This window comes from Streptomyces sp. NPDC060031 (genome assembly GCF_042736805.1).
Taxonomy (GTDB): domain Bacteria; phylum Actinomycetota; class Actinomycetes; order Streptomycetales; family Streptomycetaceae; genus Streptomyces.
In genome coordinates, this window is record NZ_JBHWVM010000025.1 from 26,656 (window position 1) to 52,070 (window position 25,415).

At 71.5% G+C, this 25,415-nt stretch carries 19 protein-coding genes; 8 read left to right on the top strand and 11 right to left on the bottom strand.

From position 1 onward, the window contains the following. Positions 1-49 precede the first annotated feature (49 nt). Entirely contained in the window at positions 50-1,306 is a 1,257-nt protein-coding gene (locus ACFWB8_RS14070; protein WP_385225682.1) for a cytochrome P450, read from the bottom strand. 155 nt (positions 1,307-1,461) lie between these two features. On the opposite strand from ACFWB8_RS14070, the gene ACFWB8_RS14075 reads away from it, so the two are divergent. Beyond that, entirely contained in the window at positions 1,462-1,812 is a 351-nt protein-coding gene (locus tag ACFWB8_RS14075; RefSeq protein WP_385225684.1) for a hypothetical protein, read from the top strand. 108 nt (positions 1,813-1,920) lie between these two features. Here the strand turns inward: ACFWB8_RS14075 and ACFWB8_RS14080 are convergent, their stop codons facing one another. From ACFWB8_RS14080 to ACFWB8_RS14100, 5 genes are all read right to left on the bottom strand, one after another. Next, on the bottom strand, positions 1,921-2,424 hold the full coding sequence (locus tag ACFWB8_RS14080; protein ID WP_385225686.1) for a carboxymuconolactone decarboxylase family protein: 504 nt from the start codon (positions 2,422-2,424) through the stop codon (positions 1,921-1,923). 103 nt (positions 2,425-2,527) lie between these two features. Beyond that, positions 2,528-3,121 (bottom strand): TetR/AcrR family transcriptional regulator, encoded by a 594-nt coding sequence (locus tag ACFWB8_RS14085; RefSeq protein WP_385225688.1) that lies wholly within the window; start codon positions 3,119-3,121, stop codon positions 2,528-2,530. Further along, positions 3,118-4,569: an MFS transporter gene (locus ACFWB8_RS14090; protein WP_385225690.1), complete on the bottom strand. Its 1,452-nt coding sequence runs from the start codon at positions 4,567-4,569 to the stop codon at positions 3,118-3,120. Before ACFWB8_RS14090 ends, ACFWB8_RS14085 begins: the two co-directional genes overlap by 4 nt. A 145-nt stretch (positions 4,570-4,714) precedes the next feature. Beyond that, a complete protein-coding gene (locus ACFWB8_RS14095) occupies positions 4,715-5,737 on the bottom strand; it encodes a methyltransferase (RefSeq protein ID WP_385225692.1) in 1,023 nt (340 codons plus the stop codon). A gap of 173 nt (positions 5,738-5,910) precedes the next feature. Then, positions 5,911-6,765, bottom strand: a complete 855-nt coding sequence (locus ACFWB8_RS14100) for a helix-turn-helix domain-containing protein (protein WP_385225694.1) — start codon at positions 6,763-6,765, stop codon at positions 5,911-5,913. 222 nt (positions 6,766-6,987) lie between these two features. On the opposite strand from ACFWB8_RS14100, the gene ACFWB8_RS14105 reads away from it, so the two are divergent. Continuing rightward, positions 6,988-8,379 (top strand): MFS transporter, encoded by a 1,392-nt coding sequence (locus ACFWB8_RS14105; RefSeq protein WP_385225797.1) that lies wholly within the window; start codon positions 6,988-6,990, stop codon positions 8,377-8,379. Between the two features lie 30 nt (positions 8,380-8,409). On the opposite strand, the gene ACFWB8_RS14110 is transcribed toward ACFWB8_RS14105, so the two are convergent. Continuing rightward, positions 8,410-10,479 carry a serine hydrolase gene (locus ACFWB8_RS14110; RefSeq protein WP_385225696.1) on the bottom strand — a complete coding sequence of 690 codons (2,070 nt, stop codon included), beginning with the start codon at positions 10,477-10,479 and terminating at the stop codon, positions 8,410-8,412. A gap of 440 nt (positions 10,480-10,919) precedes the next feature. On the opposite strand from ACFWB8_RS14110, the gene ACFWB8_RS14115 reads away from it, so the two are divergent. The 3 genes from ACFWB8_RS14115 (at position 10,920) to ACFWB8_RS14125 (ending at position 13,573) form a co-directional block, all read left to right on the top strand. Further along, positions 10,920-11,657, top strand: coding sequence for a hypothetical protein (locus ACFWB8_RS14115; RefSeq protein WP_385225698.1), 738 nt, complete (start codon positions 10,920-10,922; stop codon positions 11,655-11,657). A gap of 108 nt (positions 11,658-11,765) precedes the next feature. Beyond that, positions 11,766-12,299, top strand: coding sequence for a toxin-antitoxin system, toxin component (locus ACFWB8_RS14120; protein WP_385225700.1), 534 nt, complete (start codon positions 11,766-11,768; stop codon positions 12,297-12,299). A gap of 2 nt (positions 12,300-12,301) precedes the next feature. Next, on the top strand, positions 12,302-13,573 hold the full coding sequence (locus ACFWB8_RS14125) for a DUF6545 domain-containing protein (RefSeq protein ID WP_385225702.1): 1,272 nt from the start codon (positions 12,302-12,304) through the stop codon (positions 13,571-13,573). 57 nt (positions 13,574-13,630) lie between these two features. Here ACFWB8_RS14125 and ACFWB8_RS14130 read toward each other — a convergent pair whose 3' ends face one another. From ACFWB8_RS14130 to ACFWB8_RS14140, 3 genes are all read right to left on the bottom strand, one after another. Then, positions 13,631-16,081, bottom strand: coding sequence for a trypsin-like serine protease (locus ACFWB8_RS14130; protein WP_385225704.1), 2,451 nt, complete (start codon positions 16,079-16,081; stop codon positions 13,631-13,633). Positions 16,082-16,445: 364 nt separating this feature from the next. Beyond that, positions 16,446-18,083, bottom strand: a complete 1,638-nt coding sequence (locus tag ACFWB8_RS14135) for a trypsin-like serine protease (protein WP_385225706.1) — start codon at positions 18,081-18,083, stop codon at positions 16,446-16,448. A gap of 51 nt (positions 18,084-18,134) precedes the next feature. Continuing rightward, entirely contained in the window at positions 18,135-18,641 is a 507-nt protein-coding gene (locus ACFWB8_RS14140; protein ID WP_385225708.1) for a hypothetical protein, read from the bottom strand. A 468-nt stretch (positions 18,642-19,109) separates the two neighbouring features. Here ACFWB8_RS14140 and ACFWB8_RS14145 point away from each other — a divergent pair, with 468 nt between their 5' ends. Further along, the gene (locus tag ACFWB8_RS14145) at positions 19,110-20,372 is read left to right on the top strand and encodes a DUF6545 domain-containing protein (RefSeq protein WP_385225710.1); all 1,263 of its coding nucleotides are present in this window, start codon (positions 19,110-19,112) and stop codon (positions 20,370-20,372) included. Here the strand turns inward: ACFWB8_RS14145 and ACFWB8_RS14150 are convergent. Continuing rightward, positions 20,351-20,620, bottom strand: a complete 270-nt coding sequence (locus ACFWB8_RS14150; protein ID WP_385225712.1) for a hypothetical protein — start codon at positions 20,618-20,620, stop codon at positions 20,351-20,353. The two genes, ACFWB8_RS14145 and ACFWB8_RS14150, sit on opposite strands and share 22 nt — an antisense overlap. 455 nt (positions 20,621-21,075) lie before the next feature. Between ACFWB8_RS14150 and ACFWB8_RS14155 the strand changes: the two genes are divergently transcribed. Continuing rightward, entirely contained in the window at positions 21,076-25,143 is a 4,068-nt protein-coding gene (locus ACFWB8_RS14155) for a polymorphic toxin-type HINT domain-containing protein (protein WP_385225714.1), read from the top strand. A gap of 9 nt (positions 25,144-25,152) precedes the next feature. Continuing rightward, on the top strand, positions 25,153-25,392 hold the full coding sequence (locus ACFWB8_RS14160; protein WP_385225716.1) for a hypothetical protein: 240 nt from the start codon (positions 25,153-25,155) through the stop codon (positions 25,390-25,392). Positions 25,393-25,415 lie beyond the last annotated feature (23 nt).

Sequence of the window (25,415 nt, forward strand, 5' to 3'; positions counted from 1 at the left end):
GCTGGGTGCACCCCCCCCGCTCCGGGCCCTCCGTTCCCCGGAGCGGGTCTCACCCCCTCTCGGTCCAGCGCACCGGCAGCGCCGCCACCCCCCGGAGCATCGTGCCGGAGCGCCAGGCGAGGGAGTCGGGCGCGGCGGCCAGGCCGAGGTCGGGCAAGCGCCGCAACAGGGTCGCGAGCGCGATCGAGCCCTCGGCGCGGGCGAGCGGCGCCCCCAGGCAGTGGTGGATGCCGTGGCCGAAGGCCAGGTGGCCCCGGGGCGCCCGGCGGATGTCGAAGCGGTCCGGGTCGGGGAAGTGCCGGGGGTCCCGGGAGGCCGCGGCCAGCGAGAGCATCACGCTGTCGCCGGCGGGTACGAGGGTGCCGCCGATCTCCACCGGCTCGGCGGCGAAGCGGAACGCGGCCGCGGTGACGGGTCCTTCGTAGCGCAGCATCTCCTCGACGGCGCCGTCGAGCAGGCCCGGGTCGGCGCGCAGGGCGGCGAGCTGGTCGGGGTGGCGCAGCAGGTTCAGCAGGCCGCCGGAGATCAGGTTCACGGTGGTCTCGTGGCCGGCGACGAGCAGGAGGAAGGCCATGCCGAGCAGCTCCTCGGCGGACAGCCCGTCCTCACGCGCGGATGCCGTGACGAGCGCGCCCATCAGGTCCGCGCCGGGAGCGGCGCCGGGATCACCGCTGGGGCCGCCGCCGGGAGCTCCGGCGGCCCCGCCGGCCGCGGCGCCGCCCTTGCGCCGGATGAGCGCGGCGAAGTAGCCGGTCATCTCGGCGACGGCGGCTCCGGCCGCCTCGGGCGAGGCCGGCGCCACGATCTCGTTCGACCAGGTACGGAAGTCCTGCTGGTCCGCGGCCGGTACGCCGAGCAGTTCGCAGATGACCGTCAGCGGCAGGGGAAGGGCGTATGCGGCGACGAGGTCGACGGTTCCGGACCGGGGGAGCGCGTCGAGCAGTGCGTCGGCGATCTGCCGGACGCGGGGGCGCAGGGCCTGGACGCGACCGGCGGTGAACTCGCGGGCCACCAGGGCGCGCAGCCGGGTGTGCCGGGGCGCGTCCGTCTGGAGCATGTTGAGCCCGATGGCGTGGCCGCCGTCGTCCTGCCACGAGGAGGAGTGGCGGATGTCGTTGCGCAACCGAGGGTCGGTGAGCGCGGCGCGCACCTCGTCCCGGCCGAGGACGAGCCAGGTCTCTCCGGATTCGGGGACGAGGATGCGGTGCACGGGACCCTCTTCCCGCAGGGCCGCGTAGACGGGATAGGGGTCGAGGGTGACGTCGGTGCCCGCGGGTGCCAGGTCCCCGAGTGTCGCGGCGCGCATGGCGATTCCTCCCTCTCACGGAAACGGGGAACATTCCCCGCTTGAGTGGCCGACGATAGCAGGAAGTGGGGAGCACTCCCCGTTTAGGGTCGCGGTGTGCGAGGGGGCGAGATCCCGGTCATCCGGCCGCAGGTGTCATCCGCAAGCCGCCATCCGTGGCGGGGCGGCGCACTTCCGTCGTCACCCGCCACGGGCTGTCCGACGGCCGCAAGCAGTACCGAGAGGAGTCGGCGCTGACCTTCCGCTGTCCGCCGCGCACCTCTCCCGACACCGACGCGGTGGAGATCCGGGCCGACGGCGTCAGCGCGACCCGCCTGCGCGACGCGCTCCTCGCCGACCCCGAGGCCCGCGACCGGCTCGGCGGCGGCCCGGTCACCCCGGACGGACGGCTCGTCCTGATCGCCCCGCTCGGCGATCTCCCGCTCGCCCGCAAGATCACGGCGGCGCTCGGAGTCGACTGGAACCGCGCCGAAGTCCGCTACGGGGACGAGGGGTTCGTCGGGTAATGCGGCGACCTGCCCGGCCGCCCGCGGGCCGATCTTCCGCCGTGGGCCGGGTCCGGGGTGGGGCCACGCGTGCCGCGCACCCCGCCCCGGCCCACTATCCGGCCGCTGTTACGTCCACTGCTCGACCGGCGACTTGCCGGGGAGCGGCTTGCCGATGACGGCGAGCGGTATGAAGAAGTTGACCTGCCCGATCGCGACCGTCAGCGTGATCAGCGCCTTGGCGTCGTAGTGCGCGGACGCCTCGGCGAACAGCTCGTCGGACACCCTCTCGCCGTCAACGGTCGGATGCAGCACGGCCTCCACCAGCGCGAGCGCGGCACGCTCGGCCTCCGTGAAGTACGGCGCGTCCCGCCAGGACGCCACCGCCGCGAGCCGCTCCTCGCTCTCCCCGCCCTTGCGCAGGAGATCCGAGTGCATGACGGTCAGATAGGTGTTGCCGACGATCTGCCCCGCCCGGAGGTGGACCAGGCCGATCGTGGTCCGGGGCACCGACTGGTTGGCGGTGGCCTTGTACAGCAGCCCGGCCACGTCCTCGATCTCGGGGACGAAGTCAACAGGGTTGGAGAGGCGCGAGCGCAGCGTCCCCTCCGGGGTGGTCGAACGTGTTTCCATGGCCGGCTTCCTTTCAGGATCTTCAGGTTGTTGCCAGAGCCATGACGGAGCGCGGCGGACAGATGTGACCGTGGCCGGGCACACGGGGCGGATTTGGCTCGAATCAGGCCGACGGGGGCGCAACCCGCCCCGGGGCGTCCACGAGGCGTTGGAGTGCGGGCGCGTACAGGTCCGCCAGGCGTTCCGGGGACGTACGGGGTGTCGCGCCGTCGGGGCGGTGGAGGCTCAGTGTGGCGCCGAGCCCCAGCAGCAGGCCGGCGATCAGCTCCGCGCGCAGCTCCGCCTCCGGGCCGGGGAGCAGGCCGGCGATGCGGGCGGTCACCTGCTCGCGGAAGCGGTCGCGCAGGCGGGTCCGCTCGTCCTCGATGCCGAGGGAGAACACCACGCGCAGCAGGGGGTCGCCCTGCAGGTCCTCGCGCAGCCGGAGCGTGGTCAGCACCAGGTGCCGGCCCAGGTCGGCGGGCTCCGCGCCGAGCAGGGCGTCGGCCGCCGCCCGGAAGTCGGTCACCGCGTCGAACAGCTCTTCCTTGCTGCCGAACCGCTTCACGATGAGCGACGGGCTGACACCCGCGTCCGCCGCGATGCCGCGCATGGTCACCTCCGCGTACGGGCGCAGCGTGAACGCCCGGCGCGCTGCGCGGACGATGGCGTCGCGGCCGGTTCCCGTACCCGCGGCGGGGTCCTCGGCAGGGTTCATGCGCTCTCCTGTGCGGCGGGCCGCGGGGTGCGGCGGCGGTCCTGCGACCGTACAGGCCGCCGCGCGGGCAGCAGGAGCGCGGCGCCCAGCGCGGCGAGCGCCGTACCGCCGGCGATCAGGAAGATCAGCAGGTAGGCGTGCAGCGTGGGTGCCTCCCGGCCGCCCGCCCGGAAGGTGACGTGGGCCAGCACCACCGTGACCACGGTGCTGCAACAGGCCTGGCCGACCGAGCGCATGAGGGTGTTCAGGCCGTTGGCCGCGCCGGTCTCGCTCACCGGCGCGGCCTGCATGACGAGCGCGGGCAGCGCCGAGTACGCGATGGCCGTGCCCGAGGCGACCACCGTGGCCCCGGCGACGATCGGCCAGAGGCTGTGGCTGGTGAAGAACCGTACGACGTACCCGGCGGCCATGACGGCGGCGGCGACCGCGAGCGCCGTCCGGGGCCCGTACCGGGCGGAGAGCCGCGCCGACACCGGGGACAGGGCGACCATCGCCAGCCCGCCCGGCAGCATGCACAGGCCGCTCTCCACGATGGACGCGCCGAGTCCGTAGCCGGTCGCGACCGGTTCCTGGACGAGCTGCGCGGTGACCAGGGAGTTGGCGTAGAAGGCGAAGCCGATGAGGAGGGCGGCGACGTTGGCGAGCAGCACCGCCGGCCGGGCGGACACCCGCAGGTCGACCATGGGGGAGGAGTGGCGGAGCTCGTAGCGGCCCCAGACCAGGCCGACCAGGACGGATCCGGCGAGCAGGCCGAGCGTGCGCGGCGCGGCCCCGCCCCACTCCGGGCCCTGGGTGATCACCAGCAGCAGGCCGACGAGAGTGGCGGCGAGCCCCAGCGCGCCCACGGTGTCGAACCGTCCCGGCGCCCTCCGCGACGACGTGTCGTAGACAGGGGCGATCCAGAGCACGAGCAGCACGTCCAGCAGGCCCAGTCCGGCGGAGGCCCAGAACATCGTGTGCCAGTCGAAGTGTTCGACGACCAGAGCGGCCACGGGCAGCCCCACGGCGGCGCCGATGCCGAGCGAGGAGCTCATCAGCGCGATCGACGGCAGGACGCGCTCGGCCGGGAGCTCGTCGCGGATGATGCTGATCCCGAGGGGGATGACGGCGAGCGCGGCCCCCTGCAGGGCGCGGCCCGTGATGAGTACGCCGATGTCGGAGCTGACGGCGCACAGGACCGAGCCGGCGGTCAGCACCCAGAGCGAGGCGAGGAGCACCCGGCGCTTGCCGTACAGGTCGCCGACCCGGCCGAGGACGGGGGTGAAGACCGCGCCGGTCAGCAGGGTGACGGTGACCAGCCAGCCCGCGGCCGCCGGGGTGCTGCCCGTGAGCTCCGGGACGTGGGGCAGCAGGGGGACGACCAGGGTCTGCATGACGGCGACCACGACGCCGCAGAAGGCGAGGACGGGCACGACGAAGGTCGGCCGCGCGGGTATCGCTGGGTTCATGAGGCTCCAGACGCCGATACGGGCAGGGGTGCACAAGCGTTCACCCCAGGGTAAACGCTTGTGCACCCCTGCCCGGTCGACTCCTGGTCGCGCGGAACGGACGACCTGAGTCGAGCGGCGTCGAGCGGCGACGAGCGGCGTCGATCTACACCGCGACGGCCTCGATGATCGCGGGAAGGCCCGGAGTAGGCAGGATCCGCTGGAGCCGGAAGCCCGCCCGGTCCAGCAGCGACTCGAATTCGGCGGCGGTGCGCTCGCGGCCCTTCAGGGCCATCAGCATGACGATGTCCAGCTCCAGCGCGGGGTGCGGCGCACTGTTCCCCGGCAGTACGGAGTCCACGACGAGCAGCCGGGCGCCGGTGTCCGCCGCCCGGCGGATCGAGCCGAGGATGCGCAGGCCGTCCTCGTCGTTCCAGTCGTGCAGGATGTGCTTGAGCAGGTAGAAGTCGCCGCCGGACGGCACGGCGGTGAAGAAGTCGCCCCCCTCGGTCCGCCACCGCCCGGTGAGTCCGGGCCGGTCCAGGACGTGCTCGGCCACGGTGGCCGACTGGTCGAAGAGCACGCCGGCCAGGGACGGCTCCTGGCTCAGCACGGCGCCGAGCAGCCCGCCGCGACCGCCGCCCACGTCGATCACCAGGGCGTCCGCCGGGAACGCGTAGCTCTGCGCGACCAGTTCGTCCTCGGCGCCGGAGAACGCCGCCATGCCGCTGTCGAAGGTGGCCCGGTCCTCGGGGGACTTCTGCAGGTGCTCGAAGAACGGCATGCCGTAGACGAGGTCGAAGGACGGCTGCCCGGTGTGCAGGGTGTCCTGGAGCCGGGGTGCGGACCGCGCGAACATCGGGTCCGTGATCATCACCACGCCGGCGTGCTGGGACCCCGGCACGTCGGTCCGCAGCGGCTGCCCGTCCTCCTCCAGCCGGAAGGCGCCCCGGTCGTCCTCGAGGAAGAGGCCGCGGCTCGCGAGCAGCCGCAGGACGCGCCGCAGGGCGCCCGCGTCCGTGCCGGTACGGGAGGCGAGGTCCTCGGCGGTGCGCGGGCCTTCGGAGAGGTGGTCGGGGATCCGGTGGACGACCACGGCCCGCAGGGCGGCGGAGTGGATGTGGCCGAACATCAGGTCGTGCAGCGGGGACGGGAGGAAGGGGTCGACGGGCTCGGCGGGGTTGGTCACAGGCGCGCTCCTGTCGGATCAGGAAGTACGGGGTGGCCGTCATCGTCACCCGTGCCCCGGGTCCGCCGAGGTGCTTTCGGCCCGGCCGCCCGCAGTCAAGACGAGTTCAGGGCAGCCCGGAGCGGACCCGGGCGCGGGGGCGTCGGACCGCGGAGGCGTCAGGCCGCGGAGGGTCAGACCGCCGCGGGCGACAGGTCCCGCAGGCGCTCCAGACGCTCGCGCGTCTCCGCGTCCAGCGGGACGTACGTCATCAGCCGCGGACCAGCCGCCGGCCCCAGCCACAGATTGGTGTGCTCCACGTGCAGCAGACCCACATGGGCATTGCGGATGTACTTCACCTTCCCGCCCTGGTCGACCACCTCGTGCCGGGCCCACACCTCACGGAACTCCGCCGACGCCGACTCCAGCCGCGCCAGCAGCGTCTTCCAGGCGGGCTCGGCCAGGTGCTCGGCCATCGCGGCCCGGAACTTGGCCGCCATCAACCGCCGCGCATCCGGCATGTCGACCACGGCCGCCTGCCAGTCCGGGTCGGTGAACGCCAGCCACATGCAGTTGCGGTCCTCGGGCCGCACCTTGTCCAGATCGCACAGCAGCCTTCCGTACGTCGTGTTGTACGCGAGGATGTCGTAGCGGCTGTTCTGGACGCAGGCCGGCAGCGGGTCCAGCTGGTCGAGCATCGCCCGCAGCGCCGGGGTCACGCTCGGGCACTGCGTGTGCGGGGCCGGGTCCAGGGCGGCGGCCAGCGAGAACAGGTGCGTACGCTCGCTGGCGTCCAGCAGCAGGGCGCGCGCCAAGGCGTCCAGCACCTGCGGGGACACCTGGATCTCCCGGGCCTGCTCCAGCCAGGTGTACCAGGTGACGCCGACGGCGGAGAGCTGCGCGACCTCCTCGCGGCGCAGCCCGGGCGTACGACGACGGCGGCCCCGTACGAGCCCGACCTGCTCGGGAGTGATCCGCTCACGGCGGCTGCGCAGGAATTCCGCCAGCTCGTGCCGGCGTACGTCGCTCTCAGGAGCCACAGTGGTCATGGATCCAGGGTGCCGCACCGCTCAGCCGGATGCCAGGTACTCCTGATACCAGGATAAGAAGACTCTGGTACCAGGCTGAGGGTGGGAGGATCGTTTCGCTTCGTGAGCAAAACAACCATCGCCACGCCCCACTCGTCCCCGTCGGCCCGCACCCGCACCGGCACCGGCACCGGCCCAGGAACTGACACCGGCACCGGGACCGGCACCGGCCAGGTCCCCGTCATCCGCCACGGAGCGGTGCTGGGTTCCCTCGGGCTGTTCACCGTGCTGCTGGGCGCCGCCCTCCCGCTGATCGACTTCTTCATCGTCAACGTCGCGCTGCCCGCCATAGACAGCGACCTCGCCGCAGGGCCCGCCATGCTGGAGCTGGTCGTCGGCGGCTACGGAGTCGCCTACGCGGTACTGCTGGTGCTCGGCGGCCGCCTCGGCGACATGGCCGGCCGCCGCAGGCTCTTCCTGATCGGCATGGCCGCCTTCGGCCTGACCTCGCTCGCCTGTGGCCTGGCCCCCACCGCCTGGACGCTGGTCGGCGCACGGGTGGCCCAGGGAGCCGCCGCCGCGCTGATGCTGCCCCAGGTGCTCGCCACCATCCAGGCCACCACCCAGGGCCCCCGCCGGGCACGGGCGATGAGCCTCTACGGCGCCACCGCGGGGCTGTCCATGGTGTTCGGGCAGATCCTGGGCGGTGTCCTGGTCGCCGCCGACGTCGCCGGCTTCGGCTGGCGCTCGGTGTTCCTGGTGAACGTCCCCGTCGCGATCTTCGGGCTGGTGCTCGCCGTCCGCTCCGTCCCCGAGACCCGCTCGGAGCGCCCGGCCTCCGTCGACGTACCGGGCACGCTGCTGCTCGCGCTGTCGCTCGTATCCCTGCTGCTGCCGCTGACCGAGGGCCGGGCCACCGGCTGGCCGCTGTGGACGTGGGTGTCGCTCGCCGTCTTCCCGCTCGCCGCCGTGGCCTTCTACCGCACCGAGCACCGCGCCGACCGGCTCGGCCGTACCCCGCTGGTGCCGCCGAGCCTGCTGCGCCTGGAATCGCTGCGGCGCGGACTGGTGTTGGTGATGCCGTTCTCGATCGGCTTCAGCGGATTCATGTTCGTGATGGCCGTTGCCCTGCAACAGGGTCTGCGCATGGGTCCGGTGACGGCCGGACTCGCCCTGGTGCCGATGGCCGCCGCCTTCTTCGCGGCCTCGCTCGCCGGCCCGCGCCTGGTCGGCCGTTACGGCAGCCGCGTCGTCACCGCGGGGAGCGTGCTCCAGGGCGTGGGCGTGGCCCTGATCCTGTTCACCGTCCGGCGCGACTGGCCGGACCTCGGGCTCGCCGCACTCGCCCCCGGCGTCGCCGTCGCCGGCCTCGGCCAGGGGCTCCAACTGCCGGTGCTGATGCGGCTGATGCTCTCGGACGTACCGGCCGACCGGGCCGGGGTGGGCGGCGGAGTCATGATCACCACCCAGCAGTCGGCCCTCGCCCTGGGCGTCGCGACCCTGGGCAGCCTCTTCCTCGCCCTGATCCCGTCGACGGGCATGCGGGACGCCCTCGCCGTGACCCTGCTGGTCCAGCTCGGACTGATCGCCCTGACGGCCCTCCTCAGCCTGCGTCTGCCGCGCGTCATGCGCTGAGGGGGCCGCGGGCGAGGTCCCGTCCCCGCCTCAGCCGAGCCGGGTGAGCCGGGCGCCGAACGAGGGCTCCGGCAGGCCGTCCCGCACCACCACCGGCACGCTCTTGGCCCCCTCCCCGTCGCCGACCGTCAGTACGCCGATCTCGGCGCCGGCCTTCGCGGAGTGCGGCACCGGCGTCGCGCCGGCCTTGAGGGAAACCCGCAGCTGCTGGCCCGGTACCCCGGCCACGTTCAGGTCCTTGGCGGCCACCAGCGGCGCGCGGCCGCCGAGCTTGTCGTCCACGTACCCCACGACCTGTCCCTGGCGGATGACGGGGGCCGAGGTGAGCCCCTGGCGGACCGACTCGATGACCTTCTTGCTGTTCGCCAGCACGAGGGCGAGGCTGCGCAGGGCATTGGGGTCGGCGCCCTCGGCCCGCTGTTCCATCAGGGTGCCGAGGATCAGAGGAGTGTCGTCGCCGACGCTCTTGTACGAGGCCCACATCAGCGCTCCGCCGGCGGGCGTGCTCGAACCGGTCTTGATCCCCATGACGCTCAGGCCGCGCTCCGCGAGCAGACTGTTGTTGTTGACGAGCTGCTCGGGCAGCCCGGGGATGGTGGCGCTCTGCAGCGAGACGACCGCGCGGAACGCGTCGGACTTCATGACGGCCTCGGCGAGTTTCAGCTGGTCCACGGCGGTGCTGACGGTGCCCGCGTCCAGACCGCTGGGGTCCGTGTACGTGGTGTCCTTCATGCCGAGTTCCGCGGCCGCGGCGTTCATCTTCGCGACGAAGGGCGCCTCGGAACCGCTGCCGGCGTCCCACCGGGCCAGCAGCCGGGCGATGTTGTTGCCCGAGGGGATCATCAGCATCTTGAGCATGTCCTGCTGGCTGTACTTCGTCCCCTCGACCAGTCCCTTCACCCGGGACTCGTTCTCGGAGGTGCCGTCGGCCACGGCCTTGGCGTCGATCGTGATCTGCGGGCCCGCCTCGGCCTTGCCCAGCGGGTGATCCTTGAGGATCACGTACGCCGTCATCACCTTGGCCACACTGGCCGTCGGCACCGGCTTCTGCTCGCCGAACGTGCCGATGTCGCCGGAGCCGGGGATGCGGATGGCGCCCTGGCCCTGGGCGGGCCACGGCAGCGAGAGGGCGCCGTCGAGGGTGTGGACCGACTCGGCGGACACGACGTCCGGCGCGGGCAGGGGCCGCGCCAGCTGGACGCCGGTGAAGGCGGCGGCGAGCAGCAGCAGGATCGGCGTCCACACCTTGACCCGGCGCGTCAGCGTCCGCCGCGGTGTCTCCGGCGGGGGAGCGGTGTTGGTGAGCTCGGCCAGCAGGTCCAGCGGGGGGAGCGGGGCCTCCCGGGTCGGCTCCACCACAGCGGGCTCGGGCCGCTGCGGCCGCTCCGGCTCTGCCGGGGCGGTGGGTGCGGGGCTGTCGAGCGGCTTCAGCGCCACGAACCGGCTCGTCCGCTCGGCATCCGCCTCCGGCACCGCGCGGACACCCCCGGCCTCAACCTCAACTCCAGGGTCACCCCCGGCCCCGGTCCTGGCCCCAGCCTCGCCCTCGCCCTCGGTACCGGCCTCGGTCTTGGTCTCGCTCTCGCCCTTGCCCTCGGTACCGGCCTCGCCCTCAGTCCCGGCGTCCGTCCCGGTCTCGCCCTCGCCCTCGACCTCGACCTCGACCTCGACCTCGGCCTCGGCACCGGCACCGGCCTCGGCCACGGCACCGGCCTCGGCCTCGGTCTCGGTCTCGCCTTCGGCGTTCGTCCCGGTCGTGGTCGCGGCGTCGCCCTCGGTCTTGGTCCCGGCCTGGCTCTCGCCCTCGGCCTCGCCCTCGCCCTCGCCCTCGCCCTCGGCCTCGCCCTCGGCACCGGCCTCGGCCACAGCACCGGCTTCGGGCTTGCTGTTGCCCTCGGCTTCGGTCCCGGTACCGGCTTCGCCCTCGGGCTCGGCGTCGCTCTCAGCCTTGGTGTCGGTCTCGGTCTCGGCACCGGCCTCGGCGTTTGTCCCGGTTCCGGTCTCAGCCTCGCCCTCGGCGTTCGTCCCGGGACCGGTATCGGTCCCACTCGTGGCCCCGGCCCCAGCCGCGGCGTTGGTCCCGGCCTCGGCCTCGCCCACACCCCCGGCCTCGCCCGCACACCCGGCCCCGGGATCCGCCCCGGGATCCGCCCCGGGATCCGCGGCCACTGCCGCCTCTGGCTTGCGTTCGGCCGTTGCCCCGGTCTCCGAAGTCTCGGAGGGGCCACCCGTCACCGGTACCGCTTTCATCCCTGCGCCGCCTTGCTGTTCACATCCGGCGGCCGTCCGCCGGCTCTCCACGATTCCGTCCGGCGGGCACGCCGAAGCGCACCCCGCCGACGGGATAGATGCCGCGCCCACCCGCGCCGTTCCTCCCGTTGCAACCTGTGACCATTCGGTCATACTCACGGCCTTCGCGTCCAATTCCCTTCAACCAAAGCTGATCGGACATAATCCTTGGTTGCTTACCCTTGGCGGAGTGGTTACTGTCGCGTGCGCAGGAGCGTTCGCAACCAGGCCAGAGTCCAGCGGGAGTATGCGTGAGTGAGAAGCCCTTCGCGGACCCGGTCGAGACCGTCAAGCGCATCGTCCCGCTGCTCGAGCGCGCGGGGCTCGACCGCGCGGACGTGCTGCGGGTCGAAGGCGAGGCCGGGCTGTCGTTCGCGTCGGGTCTGCCCGTCGCGGACGTGGAGGCGCTGCTCCGCGGAGAGCGGGTGCCGCGCGTCACGGCCGGTGCGCCCGCACCGGATCCGGTGGAGGAGCGCCACCGCCAAGTGGTCGACCGGATCCTCTTCCTGCGCGCCACACGGCTGCGCACCTCCCCGGACGGCAGCCGACGGGTGTACTCGCTGGCGGAGATCGCGGCCGGCGCGGGCACCAGCGCGCAGTGGCTCGACAAGATGATCAAGACAGGCAAGGCCCCGAACCTCGATCACGCGGCCGGGATCGCGGGCTTCTTCGGCGAGAAGATCGAGTTCCTGGTGGCCCCGCCCGCCGAGGCCCTGGACCGGGTCCTGCAAAAGATCCACAAAGACCTGCTCGAACGGACCGTCGAGCAGCAGGACCAAGACCTCCAGCGCCTGAAGAGCACCGACCCGGCGGCATACCTCTCCTCCGAGCTCGGAGTCGTCGGCTACGCTGCCCGCGCGCTGGCCGACGTACCCGACGACACCGCGCAGCCCATCATCGCCCTGATCGAATCGGTTGCCCGGCGGTCGCGCGAGGAGCGGGCGCGTGAGGCCCGGGCCGCCGCGGACGGGTCTGTGGGACAGGATTGACAGGGAGCCGCGGTTCGGGGGAGCCGCGGCCTGTCGGCGGGTGAGCAAGGAACACGACGCATCAGGGGGAAACTGGTGCGTCCGGTGGGGAAAGACGGGTGGGACGCGGTGGGCATCTCCCGCGATATGAAGCGGCATCGAGACGAGCTGTTCACGGGGGTGGTGCAGCCGATCCCGGATTCACCGCGGGACCTGTTTCAGGCGATCTGTGCGTATCTGACCGAGAGCAGTGGACGCGAAGTCCGCCTGATGATGGAGTCGTTCCCGACCGACACGGTCAGCGGACTCTGGCTCGACATGGGCGACTACGACCTCATCGCGGTGGAGGCGAACACCTCGCCGTTGCACCAGATCGTGATCCTGGGACACGAGCTGTGGCACCGCAAGGAAGGACGCTGCGGTCATCACGGCAGCGGAGCCGGGGCAGCCGCCGCGGCACGCATGCTCGGAGACCGGTGGAGCATCGGCGACGCGGTCGCGTACGTCGCCGCGCGTACGGACGCCGACCTCGACGAGGAACGGCGCGCGGAGAAGTTCGGCCGCCTGCTGGCGGCCAAGTTCCGTCCCTATCTGGAAGGGACACACAGCAGTACGCCCCAAGGCGGCGTGGCGGGCCGCATCTGGGCATCGCTGGAAGGCTGACCGTGCAAGAAGGCGTCAACTACTACATACCCGCAGCCGTGTTGGGCGTGGCCCTGTTGGCGAAACTGCCCGCCCTCCTCAGAGGGTGGCGCAGCCCGATGGTCCGCACGGTGAACTTCGTGATCTTCCTTCCGTGCGCGGGTTTCGTCTTCTCCGCCCCACCCACCGTCAGCCTGGTCAACCGGCTCAGCGGGATCAGCAACCTCTCGGCCCTCCTCGTCCACTGCATCCTCACCGCGTACTCCTGTGCCTGCCTGGTGCTCACGGAGCACTGGCGAGGGGACTCGAGGGCGGACACCGGCACACGACAGCGCGTACGCGGCTGGATCCTGGGCTGCTGCCTCGTGATCGCGGCCATCGTCGGCCTGTTCAGCCTGGGGGAGGTGCCGGTCGAGCGGCCGCGGGACTTCGACACCTACTACGCCACCACCCCCTTCATCCGCGAGATGCTCGTCCTCTACCTGCTCGCCTATGTCGTGGCCGCCCTGGCCACGACGGTGGTCTGCTGGGACTGGACCCTGGACATCAGCAGCAACAAGGGGAGGGAGGGAAGGACCCCGGTCGACGGTTCGCTGCGGGTCGGGCTGCTCGTCCTCGTCCTCGCCTCCCTGGCCAACATCATCTTCGGAGGCTTCAAACTCACCGCCATCGTCGCCCGCTGGGCCGACCGGGACTGGGACGCCCTCAACGACAGCGTGGCACCCTTCATCTCGATCAGCGGGGTGATGATCGGCTTCGGATTTCTCGTACCGGTCTTCGGCCCCCGGCTGATCGAGCGGGTCTGGCAGCCGTTCCTGACCGTCATCGCCCTGAGGCCGCTGTGGCGCCTCGTCCGGCACCAGGCCGCCGCTTCCAGCAACAGGGTGCTGCTCACCACGCCCTGGTACTCCGGCCCGGAACAGCTGCTCGTGTACCGGATGACCAACATCCACGACTGGATGCTGGAACTGTGCGCCTACTGCACGGACGAGGTACGCCGGCTCGCGCATCGCCGGGCGAAGGAGGACGGCTTCGAGGAGCGCGAGGCCGTGGCCCTGGGGCTCGCCGCCATGTTCAAGGCGGCGGCGCACGACCGCGCGCGGGAGTCCCCGGCCGATGAGGACCAGAGCGTCCTCGCCGCGGTCGCCCTGCGCTCGGCCGAAGCCCAGTACCGCGGCCTGCTGGTCGCGATCTCCCGGGCCCTGCCGACCGCCCCCGACCGGGCGGACCTGCCGGAGCGCACCCCGGTCCGACCTGATCGGCACGACACCCCTGTGGGTCCGGTCACCTGCTGAACCGCCCCGCCCGCCGGAGATGTTCGTCCTGGGTGGGCGGGGCCGTTCTGCTCGGCGCTACTTGCTGGTGGTGGCGGTGACGTCGGCCGTGCCCGCGAGGCCGCCCGGGAGTTCCTTCCAGGCCGTCCACGTGCCGGGGCCGCTCTCGAGGATCGAGCCCTGGACCTTGCCGGCGGCGCCGACCGTGTAGACGTGCACGTTCTTGCCCGACGCGGTGCTGGTCACCCGGCTGAGGCCGGTGCCGCCGGCGTCGGCCCAGGCGTCGTTCCAGCGGCCGGTGTTGTAGTTGCCGTACTGGATCCACAGGCCACTGTTGGCGCCGACGATCTGGAGCTCGACGTTGTTGCCGACGAGGCTGGCGGCGATGTCCTTGACGCCGACGGCGCCGCCGGGCAGCTCGCCCCAGCCGGTCCAGGAGCCGTTCTGGGTGTTGAGGTCGCGGCCGTAGACCTTGCCGTCGGCGACGGCGTACAGGCGTACGCTCCCACCGGCCGCGACGCTGGTCACGCTGGTCAGGCCGGACGCGGAGACGTCGCCCCAGGTGGTGTTCCAGCGGCCCGCGTTGTAGTCGCCGACCTGCGTGTGCAGCGAGCCGCCGGAGCCGGCGATCTGCAGGTACACGACGTTGTTGACGATCGCGGCGGTGATGTCCCTGGCGCCCGCGGCGCCGCCGGGGATCTCGCTCCAGTTGGTCCACTGGTTCGTACTGGTGTTGAGGTCGCGGCCGTAGACCTTGCCGCCGGCGATGCCGTAGTAACGGACGTAGTTCTCGACGGTGACGCTGGTCAGACGGGTGACTTCGACGCCGCCGACCTGGGCCCACTTGGCGTCGAAGGAACCGGTGGCGAGGTCGCCGTTCTGGCTCCAGAGGGTGCTCTGGCTGCCCGCCGCCACGTTGACCTTGGTAGGCGCCGCGAGCGCCGAGGCACTGACGTCGGCCGTGCCCGCGAGGCCGCCCGGGAGCTCCTTCCACGCCGTCCACGTGCCGGGGCCGCTTTCGAGCGTGGCGTTCAGGACCTTGCCGGAAGCGCCGACCGCGTAGACGTGGACGCTCTTCCCGACGGGGCTGCTGCTCAGGCGGGTGAGGTCGCTGCCGCCGGCCCGGGTCCAGACGTCGTTCCAGTGGCCGGCGTCGTAGTTGCCGTACTGCATCCAGACGGCGCCGTCCGCGCCGATGATCTGGAGTTCGACGTTGTTGCCGACGAGGCTGGCGGCGATGTCCTTGACGCCGACGGCGCCGCCGGGCAGCTCGCCCCAGCCGGTCCAGGAGCCGTTCTGGGTGTTGAGGTCGCGGCCGTAGACCTTGCCGTCGGCGACGGCGAACAGGCGCACGCTCTTCCCGACCGAGACGCTGGTGACGTTGGTCAGGCCGGATGCGGCGACCTGGGTCCACACGTTGTTCCAGCGGCCGGCGTTGTAGTCGCCGACCTGGGTGTGCAGCGAGCCGTCGGCACCGGCGATCTGGAGGTACACGACGTTGTTGACGATCGAGGCGGTGATGTCCCGCGTGCCGGCCGCGCCGCCGGGGATCTCGCCCCAGACGGTCCACTGGTTCGTACGGGTGTTGAGGTCGCGGCCGTAGACCTTGCCGCCGGCGATGCCGTACACGCGCAGGTACTCGCCCGAGCGCGCGCTCGTCACACGGGAGATGTTCTGGCCGTCGACCTTGCCCCAGCCCTCTCCGTACTCCCCGTATCCGAGGTCCCCGGACTGGCTCCACATCGTGCCGCCGCCACCGGCGAGCACGGAGACCTGCGAACCGTTGCGCGGCGCGACGGTCTGGTCGATCCACTGGCCGAAGTTGTCGGTACGGGCGGAGACGGCGCTGGTACGGGTCTCGGCGGCGTCGGTGCCGAGGCAGCCGCCCTGCCAGGACCTGCTGTTGATGCCGACGAGTTCACCGGCCGCGTTGAGGAGCGGGCCGCCGGTGTCGCCCTTGCAGAGGGCGTCGGTGCCCTTGCCGGTGACGCTGAGGGTGGTGGCGTCGGTGGTGTTGGTGGTGAAGGTGCCGGTGTGGAGCTTGCCGGGGACCCACTCGGTCTTCGTGCGCCCGAACCCGGCAGAGGTCAGGTCGGTGCCGGCGGCGGGGGCGGAGGCGGCCCGCTTGACCGGGGCGATGTCCGTGACGGCGCTGCTGAGGCGGGCCAGGACCAGGTCGCGGTCGGCGGCGCTCGCGGAGACCTCGACGATCTCGCGGGTCTGGCCGCCGGCGAAGGTGGCGGTCGTCTTCAGCGCGGGCTGCCCGGCGGTGATCGCGTCACCGGGCTTGGCGGTGAGGCAGGCGGCGGCGGTGAGCACCCAGCGCGCGTTCACCAGAGTCGCGGTGCAGGCACGGCTGTTGGCTTCGTCGCCGATGCTCAGCTTCGCGGCGTAGGCGTACTGGCCGCCCGGCGCCTCGGGGCCCGTGAGAGCCTGGGCGGAGCCGGCCGAGATGAGGCCGCCCGCCACCGCGGTGGCGGTGACGAGGAGGCCGGTCATCCGCGCGGAGCGCGGACCGAGAAGAGACATGGTCTTCCTTAAGTTCGGATGGAGGCAGGGCTGCGGACCGGCCCCGCAGCGCCGTTCGGCACTGCGGGGCCGGGAGCCCGGGGCCGGTAGTGGTGTGCGGAGACCTATGTGCCGGGCGTGACGGCGCGGCTGACGCGCCGTTGCTCTCGCCGATCCAGGGCCGCAGGAGACCGGACTCGTCGCGGGCGGTGAGGTCGCTGTTGGCCGTCACCGGTGAAGTCGGCGGCGACGGCCGCGGTGAAGTTCCACCCGGTGGTGAGGGCCTTCGCCTCGGGGAACAAGCCGGGCTCGGAGCCCGTCCGTACGCTGAGGGTGCCGCCCGCGACGGTGAACAGATCGCTGACACCGTCGCGGGAGCGGAGTGTCAGAGCGTGCCGGTGATGGTGATCGCACCGGGTGCCGCGGTGACGCCCTGAAGGGTGACCGCGCCCGGGGTGTTCCAGGTGCGGTCGATGTGGCGGACGGTGTGGAGCACCCGGCCGTCGGCCGTGGTGACCGCCAGCTGGAGCTCGCCGTCGACGGTCGCCGCCGCGAGGGACTTGGCGGTGACGGTGCCGAGGACGTCCTTCAGCTCGGCGAACGCCTCCCAGGTGCCGCTGCCCTTGCGGATCGCGTGGTACTGGCGGGTGCCGTTGTCGGTGGCGACGACGATGTGGGCGTCGCTGCCGGCGCCGGCCATGGTCACGGAGGTGATGGGGCCGGTGGCACCGGCGGCCTGCGCGACGTTGCCCCAGACGCCCCACTGACCCGCGGTGTTGCGGATGGTGTGGAAGACCTTGCCGCCGGTGACGGTGGTGACCTGGAGCTGGCCGCCGGCGCTCGCGGTGGCCGCGGCGGTGACGGTGCCGATCGGGCCGGCGACGGCGGAGAGGTCGCCGAAGGAGGACCAGTGGCCGGCGCCGGTGCGCATGGTGTGGAACACCTTGCCGTTGGCGACGACGATCACGTGCAGGTCGCTGCCGATGGAGACCGCGGAGACCTGGGTGACGCTGCCAAGGACGCCGGCGACGGCGCCGATGTCACCGAAGTTCGTCCAAGTGCCGTCCGCCTTGCGGATGGTGTGGCGCAGGGTGCCGTCGTTGGCCAGGGCCACGACGTGGGTGTCGCCGTTGATGCCGGCGGACGCGGCGGTACGGATGCCGCCGATGTCACCGGCCTTGGTCTGGACGTCGGTGAAGCCCGTCCAGTCGCCACCGGCCAGACGGATGCCCTGGTAGAGGGTGTTGCCGGCCTGGACGAGGGTTTCGGTCTTCCAGCCGGCGGCCAGGGTGCGGACCTGGTCGATCCAGCCGCCGAGGTCGTCGGTGCGTACCGAGACGGCGCCGGTGCGGGTCTCGGCGGCGTCGGTCGCGAGGCAACCACCCTGCCAGGACTTGCTGTTGATGCCGACGAGCTCACCCTTGGCGTTCAGCAGCGGGCCGCCGGTGTCGCCCTTGCAGAGGACGTCGGTGCCCTTGCCGGTGATGCTGAGGGTGGTGGCATCGGTGGTGTTGGTGGTGAAGGTGCCGGTGTGCAGCTTGCCGGGGACCCACTCGGTCTTCGTGCGGCCGAACCCTGCCGCCGTCAGGTCGACGCCGGCCGCCGGAGCGGCGCCGGCGCGCTTGACGCCGGCGATGCCGGTGGCCGGGGCGGCCAGGCGCGCCAGCACCAGGTCGCGGTCGGTACGCGGGGCGAGCTCGGTGACCTCGATGGCCCGCCCGTCGCTCAGGGTGGCGGTGGTCTTCAGCGCGGGCTTGCCGGCCGGGACCTGCTCACCGGGCGTGGTGGCGAAGCAGGAGGCGGCGGTGGCGAGCCAGTACGAGTCGATCAGCGTGCCGGAGCAGCCGCGGCTGTTGGCCTCGTCGCCGAGGACCAGCTTCACGGTGGCGGCGTACTGCCCCGCCGTGGCCTCGGGCCCGGAGACGGCCTGGGCGACACCGGCCGAGAACAGGCCGGCCGTCACGGTGGTCGCGCCGACGATCAGGCCGGTCATCCGCTTGGCGCGGGGACGGAGTGCAGACATGGGTGAGCTTCCTTACGAACGTGGGTCGGCGTGGGGGTGTGGAACCGGTGGTCAGCCGGTGACGCGGAGTTCGAGGAGGATGGAGCGCTCGCCGGTGTCGCCGGCCTCGCCGAAGGGCTTGTAGTCGTTGGCGGGGGCGTCGATGACGGTCTTGTCGGTGCCGTTGGCGGTGATGGTGGCCTTGACGGGGAACGCCTCGGTCCAGATGCCGAAGGCGTCGGGGAGTTCGAGGGCCACGTAGCCCTTGGGGGCGTTGACGTCGAAGCAGTACAGCTTCTGCCCGGTGCGGGACTTGATGGTGATGTCGGGGGCGCCGTCGCAGGTGGTGAGGGTGATGTGGCCGTCACCGCGCTTGAGGACGATCTGCTGCTCGGCCTGGATCTTCGCGGCGTTCGGGTACGCGAAGTCCTCGACGGCGGTCGGCATTTCGGTGCCGGCCGCCGCGGCGGCGGACTGCGGTCCGGCGTACGCGACACCGAGCGTGGCCGCCGCGGCGAGCGCGGTGGCGGTGCCGACGAGACCGGTGAACAGTGCCTTGCGAGCGCGGGTGGTCGCCATTTTTACATCCCCCATGGTGCAGGAAGGGCCGTGCGCGGTGCGCGGCCCCTGGAACAGATTCGATGTGGTCGTTCAAGAGGCTCGATCCGGTGGGGATTCGAGCCTGGTGAGAGATCCTCGCGGCTTGGGAGGCAGCTCCCGGATGCGCCGTCTCACACCACGGGCGCAGCACTGAGGGTGGTCCCGCGGGTTTGATCTTCCGGGGGAGACGGTAGCGGCTGAACTCGTATCAATCAACCGCGCGTGAGCACTGTTCAACTGTAGTTGATTGTTCTCGGACTCGTTCGTGACACTTGCACACCTGCGCACGCGAGGCCGCGGCCAAGGCGGTTGATTCGCCCGACCCGTTACGGTTGATAACGCCTTCCCCCGTTTGCCAACTCTTGGCGAGATCATTACTGTCTCGCTCGCAGGGGGGCGACGCATTCGACCGATGCGTCCGGTTGCACAGCGTGCGGAAGGCTGATCATGGGGGAAGGGGTCAACTATTACGTGCCCGCGGTCGCGTTGGGCGTCGTGCTGTTGGCGAAACTGCCGGCCCTGGTGAGGGGTTGGCGCAGCCCCATGGTCCGCGCGGTGAACGCGCTGCTCGCGATGGCCTGCGCCGCTTTCGCCTTCTCGGCGCCGCCGACCATCGTGTTCGTCAACCGGTTCACCGGCGTGAGCAACTTCTCGGCGCCGTTCGTCTACTGCATCCTGTGCGCCTACTCCTGCGCCTGCCTGGTGCTGGTGGAGAACTGGCGCGAGGACTCCCGCGTCGAGACGCGTTCGCGGCGCCGCGTGCAGGCCTGGGTGTTGGCCTACGGCCTCGTGATCGTGGCCATCATCGGCTGTTTCATCGCGGGAGAGGCGCCGGTCGAGCGGCTGCTGGACTTCGACACCTATTACGCCACCACCCCCTTCATCCGCGAGATGCTGGTCCTCTACATGCTCGCGCACACCGTGGCGGCCTTCGCCACGACGGTCGTGTGCTGGAAGTGGGCTCTCGACATGAGCCGGGAGACCCGCAAGGCCGCCGTGTCCACGACCGGCCGCTCGCTGCAAATCGGCCTCGTCTTCCTGGTGTTCGGGTTCCTCGTCAACGTGGTCTTCGGCGTGGTGAAGCTCACCGCCGTCGGCGCCCGCTGGGCGGGACACGACTGGGATGTGCTCAACCGGATGGCCGGGTCCTTCATTTCCCTCAACGCGGGCGTCTGCATGTGCGGCTTCCTGCTGCCCGTGTTCGGACCCTGGCTGATCGAGCGCGTCTGGCGCCCCTGGCGGACCTTCTCCACCTTGAGGCCCCTGAGCGAGCTGGTCGGCGCCCCCGCCACCGGGCCCGGCAAGCAGATGTTCCTCACCACGCCCTGGCATTCCAGCCCCGAGCAACTGCTGATGTACCGCCTGACCAACATCCGTGACGGGATGCTCAGGCTGCGCGCGTACTGCGACGACGACGTACGCGAGGCCGCCCACCGGGAGGCCGTGGCCCGGGGCGCGGACGAACGGGACGCCGTCGCGATCGGCCTCGCGGCCATGTTCGAGGCGGCGGCCGCCGGCCGCACCGGCAAGTCGCCCGCCGGCGCGGACCAGAGCTCCCGCGCCGCCCAGGCGCTGCGCGCGGCGGAGGTCGAGGACCGCGGCCTGATGACCCGTATGGCCCGGGCCCTGCCCGACCTGCCGCCCGCGCGCCCGACGCGCGCCGCGGTCACCGCGGACGGTACGGAGCCTCAGCCCGCCGTCGCGGAGTAGCTGCCCCGGCTGCCCCGGCCCGTGCTGCCCGAGGCGATGACCTGGCCGGCCCGGATCAGCAGCGGTTCGCCGGTCGTGGCGATCCACTGGCCGAGGTCGTCGGTGCGTACGGCGTTCGGGTACGCGAAGTCCTCGACGGCGGACTGCGGTCCGGCGTACGCGACACCGAGCGTGGCCGCCGCGGCGAGCGCGGTGGCGGTGCCGACGAGACCGGTGAACAGGGCTTTGCGAGCGCAGGTGGTCGCCATGGGGTTCCCCTGGTGCAGGTAAGAGGCGGGAGACGTGCGCGGCCCTTGATTTTGAAAGTGAACACACCGATGAGTGGGGTGTCCTGACGGTCAGCGAGGACATTAGTGGCTGAAACCATGCAGATCAACTACGGTTGGTCATTGTCCAACCGTGGTTGATTTTCGTGAGGTTCACGCATACGGTCCTGGGGGGCCGGGAGACGCCGCCGTACTGAACTGCGGCGTCTCGGCGATGGTCACGGGGGTGTCATCGCCGAGCCGGCCCACGGCGAGGCCGGGCCTGCGGCTCGGCCTCGCGTCAAAGCAGTTACTCCGAGCACGCCTCATGCACCTGCCGCTCGCATCAAACCAACCTCGGTCACACCGGCGATCTCGTGTGAAGTCGATTGCGGTGCGGCCGTCATGCGCGTGCGCCTGAGCGGCCGCCGGACATCGATCCAAGGAGAACTCACGGCATGAGACGGCGAACACTCTTCGGCGGGGCGCAGAGCCCCGGCTCCGGCCGACGCAGGCCACGGGGCACATCCGGCCGGTACGTCGTCAGTGGTCTGGTCCTGCCTGCGGCGCTGGTGGCCGGTCTGCTCGGGACGTTTCCCGCTGCGGCCGCCGACGCCGAGCCGGTTCTCGCTCCCTTCGACCGCATGCTGGTCGTCGAGTACTGGAAGACCGGCGGGGCCGGCATCAAGGAAGCCGCCGAGCGGGCGCTCCTCGGGTCGGACGCCGACATCAAGAAGTTCCTGGACGGCAAGGACGCCATCCAGTACGACGACGACTACGTCGACGCCAGCCGGGTCTTCAACTCCGGCGGTCCGGCGGTCCGGGCGGCGGCCAAGCAGGCGCTCAAGGGCACGCCCGCGCAGTTGGACACCTTCCTGAAGGACGGGTGGAGGGCTCCGCGGAACGAGGACCGTCAGGTCGAGGTCTCGCGGCTCATCAACCTGGGCGGCAACGGGGTCAAGGACGCGGGCAAGGCCGCGCTGAAGGGCACTCCGGAGGACATCGCCAAGTTCCTGGACGAGGGCCAGTACGCGGCGCGCGAGATGGACAACGAGGTTGCCGTCTCGAAGCTGGCGTCTTCGGGTGGTCCGAACGTGAAGGCGGCCGCGAAGGTCGCCCTGCGCGGGACTCAGGACGACATGGTCGAGTTCCTCGAGGTCGGCCAGTTCACGGCTCGTAACCGGGACCAGGAGTACGCGACCGTCGCGCAGTTGACGGAGGACGCCAAGCAGGCCGGTATTCAGGCCGAGGACGCGACGAAGGCGGCCGAGGAGGCTTCGGCCAAGGCCATCGCTGCGGCCCAGCTCGCGAAGGAGGCGGCGCAGAAGGCGGCCAACGAGGCCGCCGCAGCCAAGAACGACGCCACGCGCGCTGCGGTCAAGGCCAAGCAGGCCGCCGACGCGGCCCGCGCCGCCGCCTCCGCCGCCCAGCAGGCCATCAGCTCGGCGAACGCCGCCAGCCGTGCCGCGCGCATTGCCGCGCTGGCTGCTGCTCAGACCGCGACCGCGGCCGCCAACGCGGCGAACGCCGCCAACGACGCGTACAACGCGGCCATCGCCGCGGGTAACGACGCCACGCAGGCCTCCAAGGCCAAGGACCTCGCGGGCATCGCCCGTGCGGCGGCCGGTCTCGTCGAGACGTCGGCGCTCGCCGCCGAGCAGGCCGGCAAGGCCTCTCTGGCCGCCGGACTGGCGGCCACTGCTTCCAAGAACGCGGGCGACAACGCCAACGCGGCGGCTGATGCCGCCGAGTCGGCCAACGACTACGCGGACCAGGCCGGGAACTCCTCGGCCGAGGCCCGCCAGGCCGCCGCCGACGCCCGCCGCCACGCCAATGCGGCCAACCGGGCGGCCGACCAGGCCTCCGCGCTGGCCCAGCGTTCCGCGAACGCGGCCTTCGAGGCCCGTGACGCGGCCCGCTCAGCGGCCAAGCACGCCCGTGCCGCGGCGGACGCCGCCGACGAGGCCGCCGCCCATGCAGGTCAGGCCGCGAACGCCGCCGCCGAGGCGAACAAGCACGCCGCCGCGGCCAAGACGGCCGCCGAGGCCGCCGACACCGCGGTCGCCACGGCGAAGAACGTCGTGAAGATCGCGCGGGAGACCGAGGCCGCGGAACTCGCGACCCGGACCGAGGCCGCCATCGAGCGCGCCAAGTCCCGCAAGGCGCGTACTGACGCCTACGTCTCGACCTCGGCCTCCGAGCAGCTCGAGGGCATCAACCTCGACAGCACCGCCACGGCGCTGGCGGCCGAGGCTGCGAAGCCTGACGTGGACATCAAGGCCACCGCCGCCAAGGGCCGTGCTCTGGCCATGAAGGCCATGAAGCTGCGCGGACCGTGGAGCCACGAGACCGCGGCCACCGCGCTGTCCGGCACCGACGCCGAAGTCCTGGACTACCTGCGCACCGGTTGGAAGCAGGCCGGTCGCGACGAGATCCGCGAGCGCGTCTTCCAGCTCAGCGGACAGAGCCCCTACCCATCGGTGCGCACGGCAGCGGCCGGCGCCCTGACGGGCAGCGAGCAGCAGATCGCCGACTTCTACGCCAACGGCCAGTACACGGCCGGTGCGGACGACCTGGCGGTCGAGGTCTCGAAGTTCAACAACTTCGGCGGCCCGGGGGTCAAGGACGCCACGAAGAAGGCCCTCGCCGACGGCAGCGGCAAGGCGCTCGCCACCTTCCTCGCGGTCGGCCAGTACTCGGCGCGCAACAGCGACGAGCAGGTCATCGCCTCCAAGCTCGTCAACACGGGAGGCCCCGAGGTCAAGGCGGCGGCCAAGGTTGCTCTCGCGGGTCCCGCCGACCTGCTGCACGAGTTCGTCGCGGTGGGCCAGTTCATGGCGGACCGCAAGGACAAGCTGACCGAGCACCACAGGAACCAGGTCGACCGCCTGCTCGCCGAGGCCATCGGCATCGCCGCCAAGGCCAACGAGAACCGCTGGAAGGCAGCCGAGGCCGCCGCCAAGGCCAACGCGGCCAAGGACGCGGCCGACGCCGCAGCCCTCGAAGCCAAGAAGTCGGCGGAAGCCGCGGCCAAGTCCGCCTCGGACGCCGACAAGTCCGCCACCGCCGCCGAGGCCAGCGCCACCGCGGCGAAGAACTCCGCGGCCACCGCCCGCAACGCGGCAGCCGCCGCCGACCGCGACGCGGACGCCGCCGAGGAATCCGCCGCCCAGGCAGAGTTCTCCGCGAAGTACGCCCGCGAATCGGCCACCAAGGCGAACGAGTCCGCCTCTGCCGCCCGTCAGTCGGCGACCGCTGCGGGCAAGAGCGCGGAAGAGGCCAAGACCTTCGCCGCCGAGGCATGGACCGAGGTCCAGAAGAAGCGTGAGGCCGAAGAGGCCACCGCACGCCGCCTGGCGGAAGAGGAGCGCAAGAAGCAGGCCGAGGCCGCGAAGAAGACGAAGAAGAAGACCTGCTACGTCCCCGTCAACCGCGACAGCCTGCCCCCGTGCATGATGGGCGCCGAGCCTGACGAGATCCTCTTCGGGACCGTCGACCTCGCGGTGGCGAAGATCGTGGGGAAGATCGTCTGGGAGATCGTCGGCGGCGCCGACATCCAGCGGTGCATCGAGGATCCGGAGTGGGTCGGCTGCATCCTGGCCGTCGTCGGTGTGATCCCCGTCGGCAAGGTCGTCAAGGTCTTCAAGTGGGGCGCCAAGGCCCTGGACGAGATGGCCGAGGCCAGGAAGGCCAAGACTCTCATCGAGTGCGCGGTATCCCAGACCGTCAAGCACAGCTTCCCCGCGGGCACGCCGGTGCTCATGGCTGACGGTTCTTCGCGCCCGATCGAGCAGGTCTCCGTCGGCGACTGGGTCCGTGCCACCGACCCGGCGACCGGCATCACCGGTCCGCGCAGGGTGGACGACACGATCTACACCCCCGACGACCGCGACTTCACCGGCATCACCCTCGACGCCGCGCACGGTGGAGCAACCCTCACGGCCACCGACCACCACCCCTTCTGGTCCGAGAAGGACCGGAAGTGGACGAACGCGGGCGACCTGAACGCGGGTGACACCCTCCGCGTCGCGGACGGCACCACTGCGGAGATCAGCGGGGTACGGCACTGGAAGACCCTCCAGCCGGCGTACAACCTGACTGTCAACGATCTCCACACCTACTACGTGCTCGCAGGTGCCACGCCGGTACTGGTGCACAACTTCGACTGCCAGACCGGTGGCTTCAAGGTGCCGGTCAGCCCCGACGAGATCCGGGAGATCAACCGGAGCTTCGGCGGCGAGACGCTCCTGAGCGGCACGCCGGAGAACGCGATGATCAATGCCAGTCGGTACGCCAGCTTCTGGGAGAAGTCTGCCGTCATGATCCGGGACATCGCGGGCAGCCACATGTACAACAACGGAAACAAGCGGACCGCGCAGGCCGTCGTCGAGGAATTGATGCGGCGCAACAACGTGGTGAGTGGGCCGACTTCTGCCGACCTTCGAGGCGTCATCGACAGGGTGGGCAAGGGAGAGCTGCACGACATCGGAGAGATCGCGGAAGCCCTCAGGGGCTTCGCGAAGTAAGGTGCCCGAATGAACATCGAAGGAATCATGGAGGCGCTGGGGCGCGCCGGCGTATCGGTGATCTTGAAGGTGGACGACGAGAGGATGGCGGAGGGCGGCGACCCCTGGACGGTGGTGTTGTCCGGCGCCGCGCTCGGCGAGCGGGGATTCATCCGCGCCGAGACCACCAGCCTCGGCGAATGCATCGCACTGGCTCTCGCACAATTGCGTGAGCGCCCCGGCGACTGGGATCTGCCGGAAGCGATCTGACGAATGAACGTGGGACCCTGCCA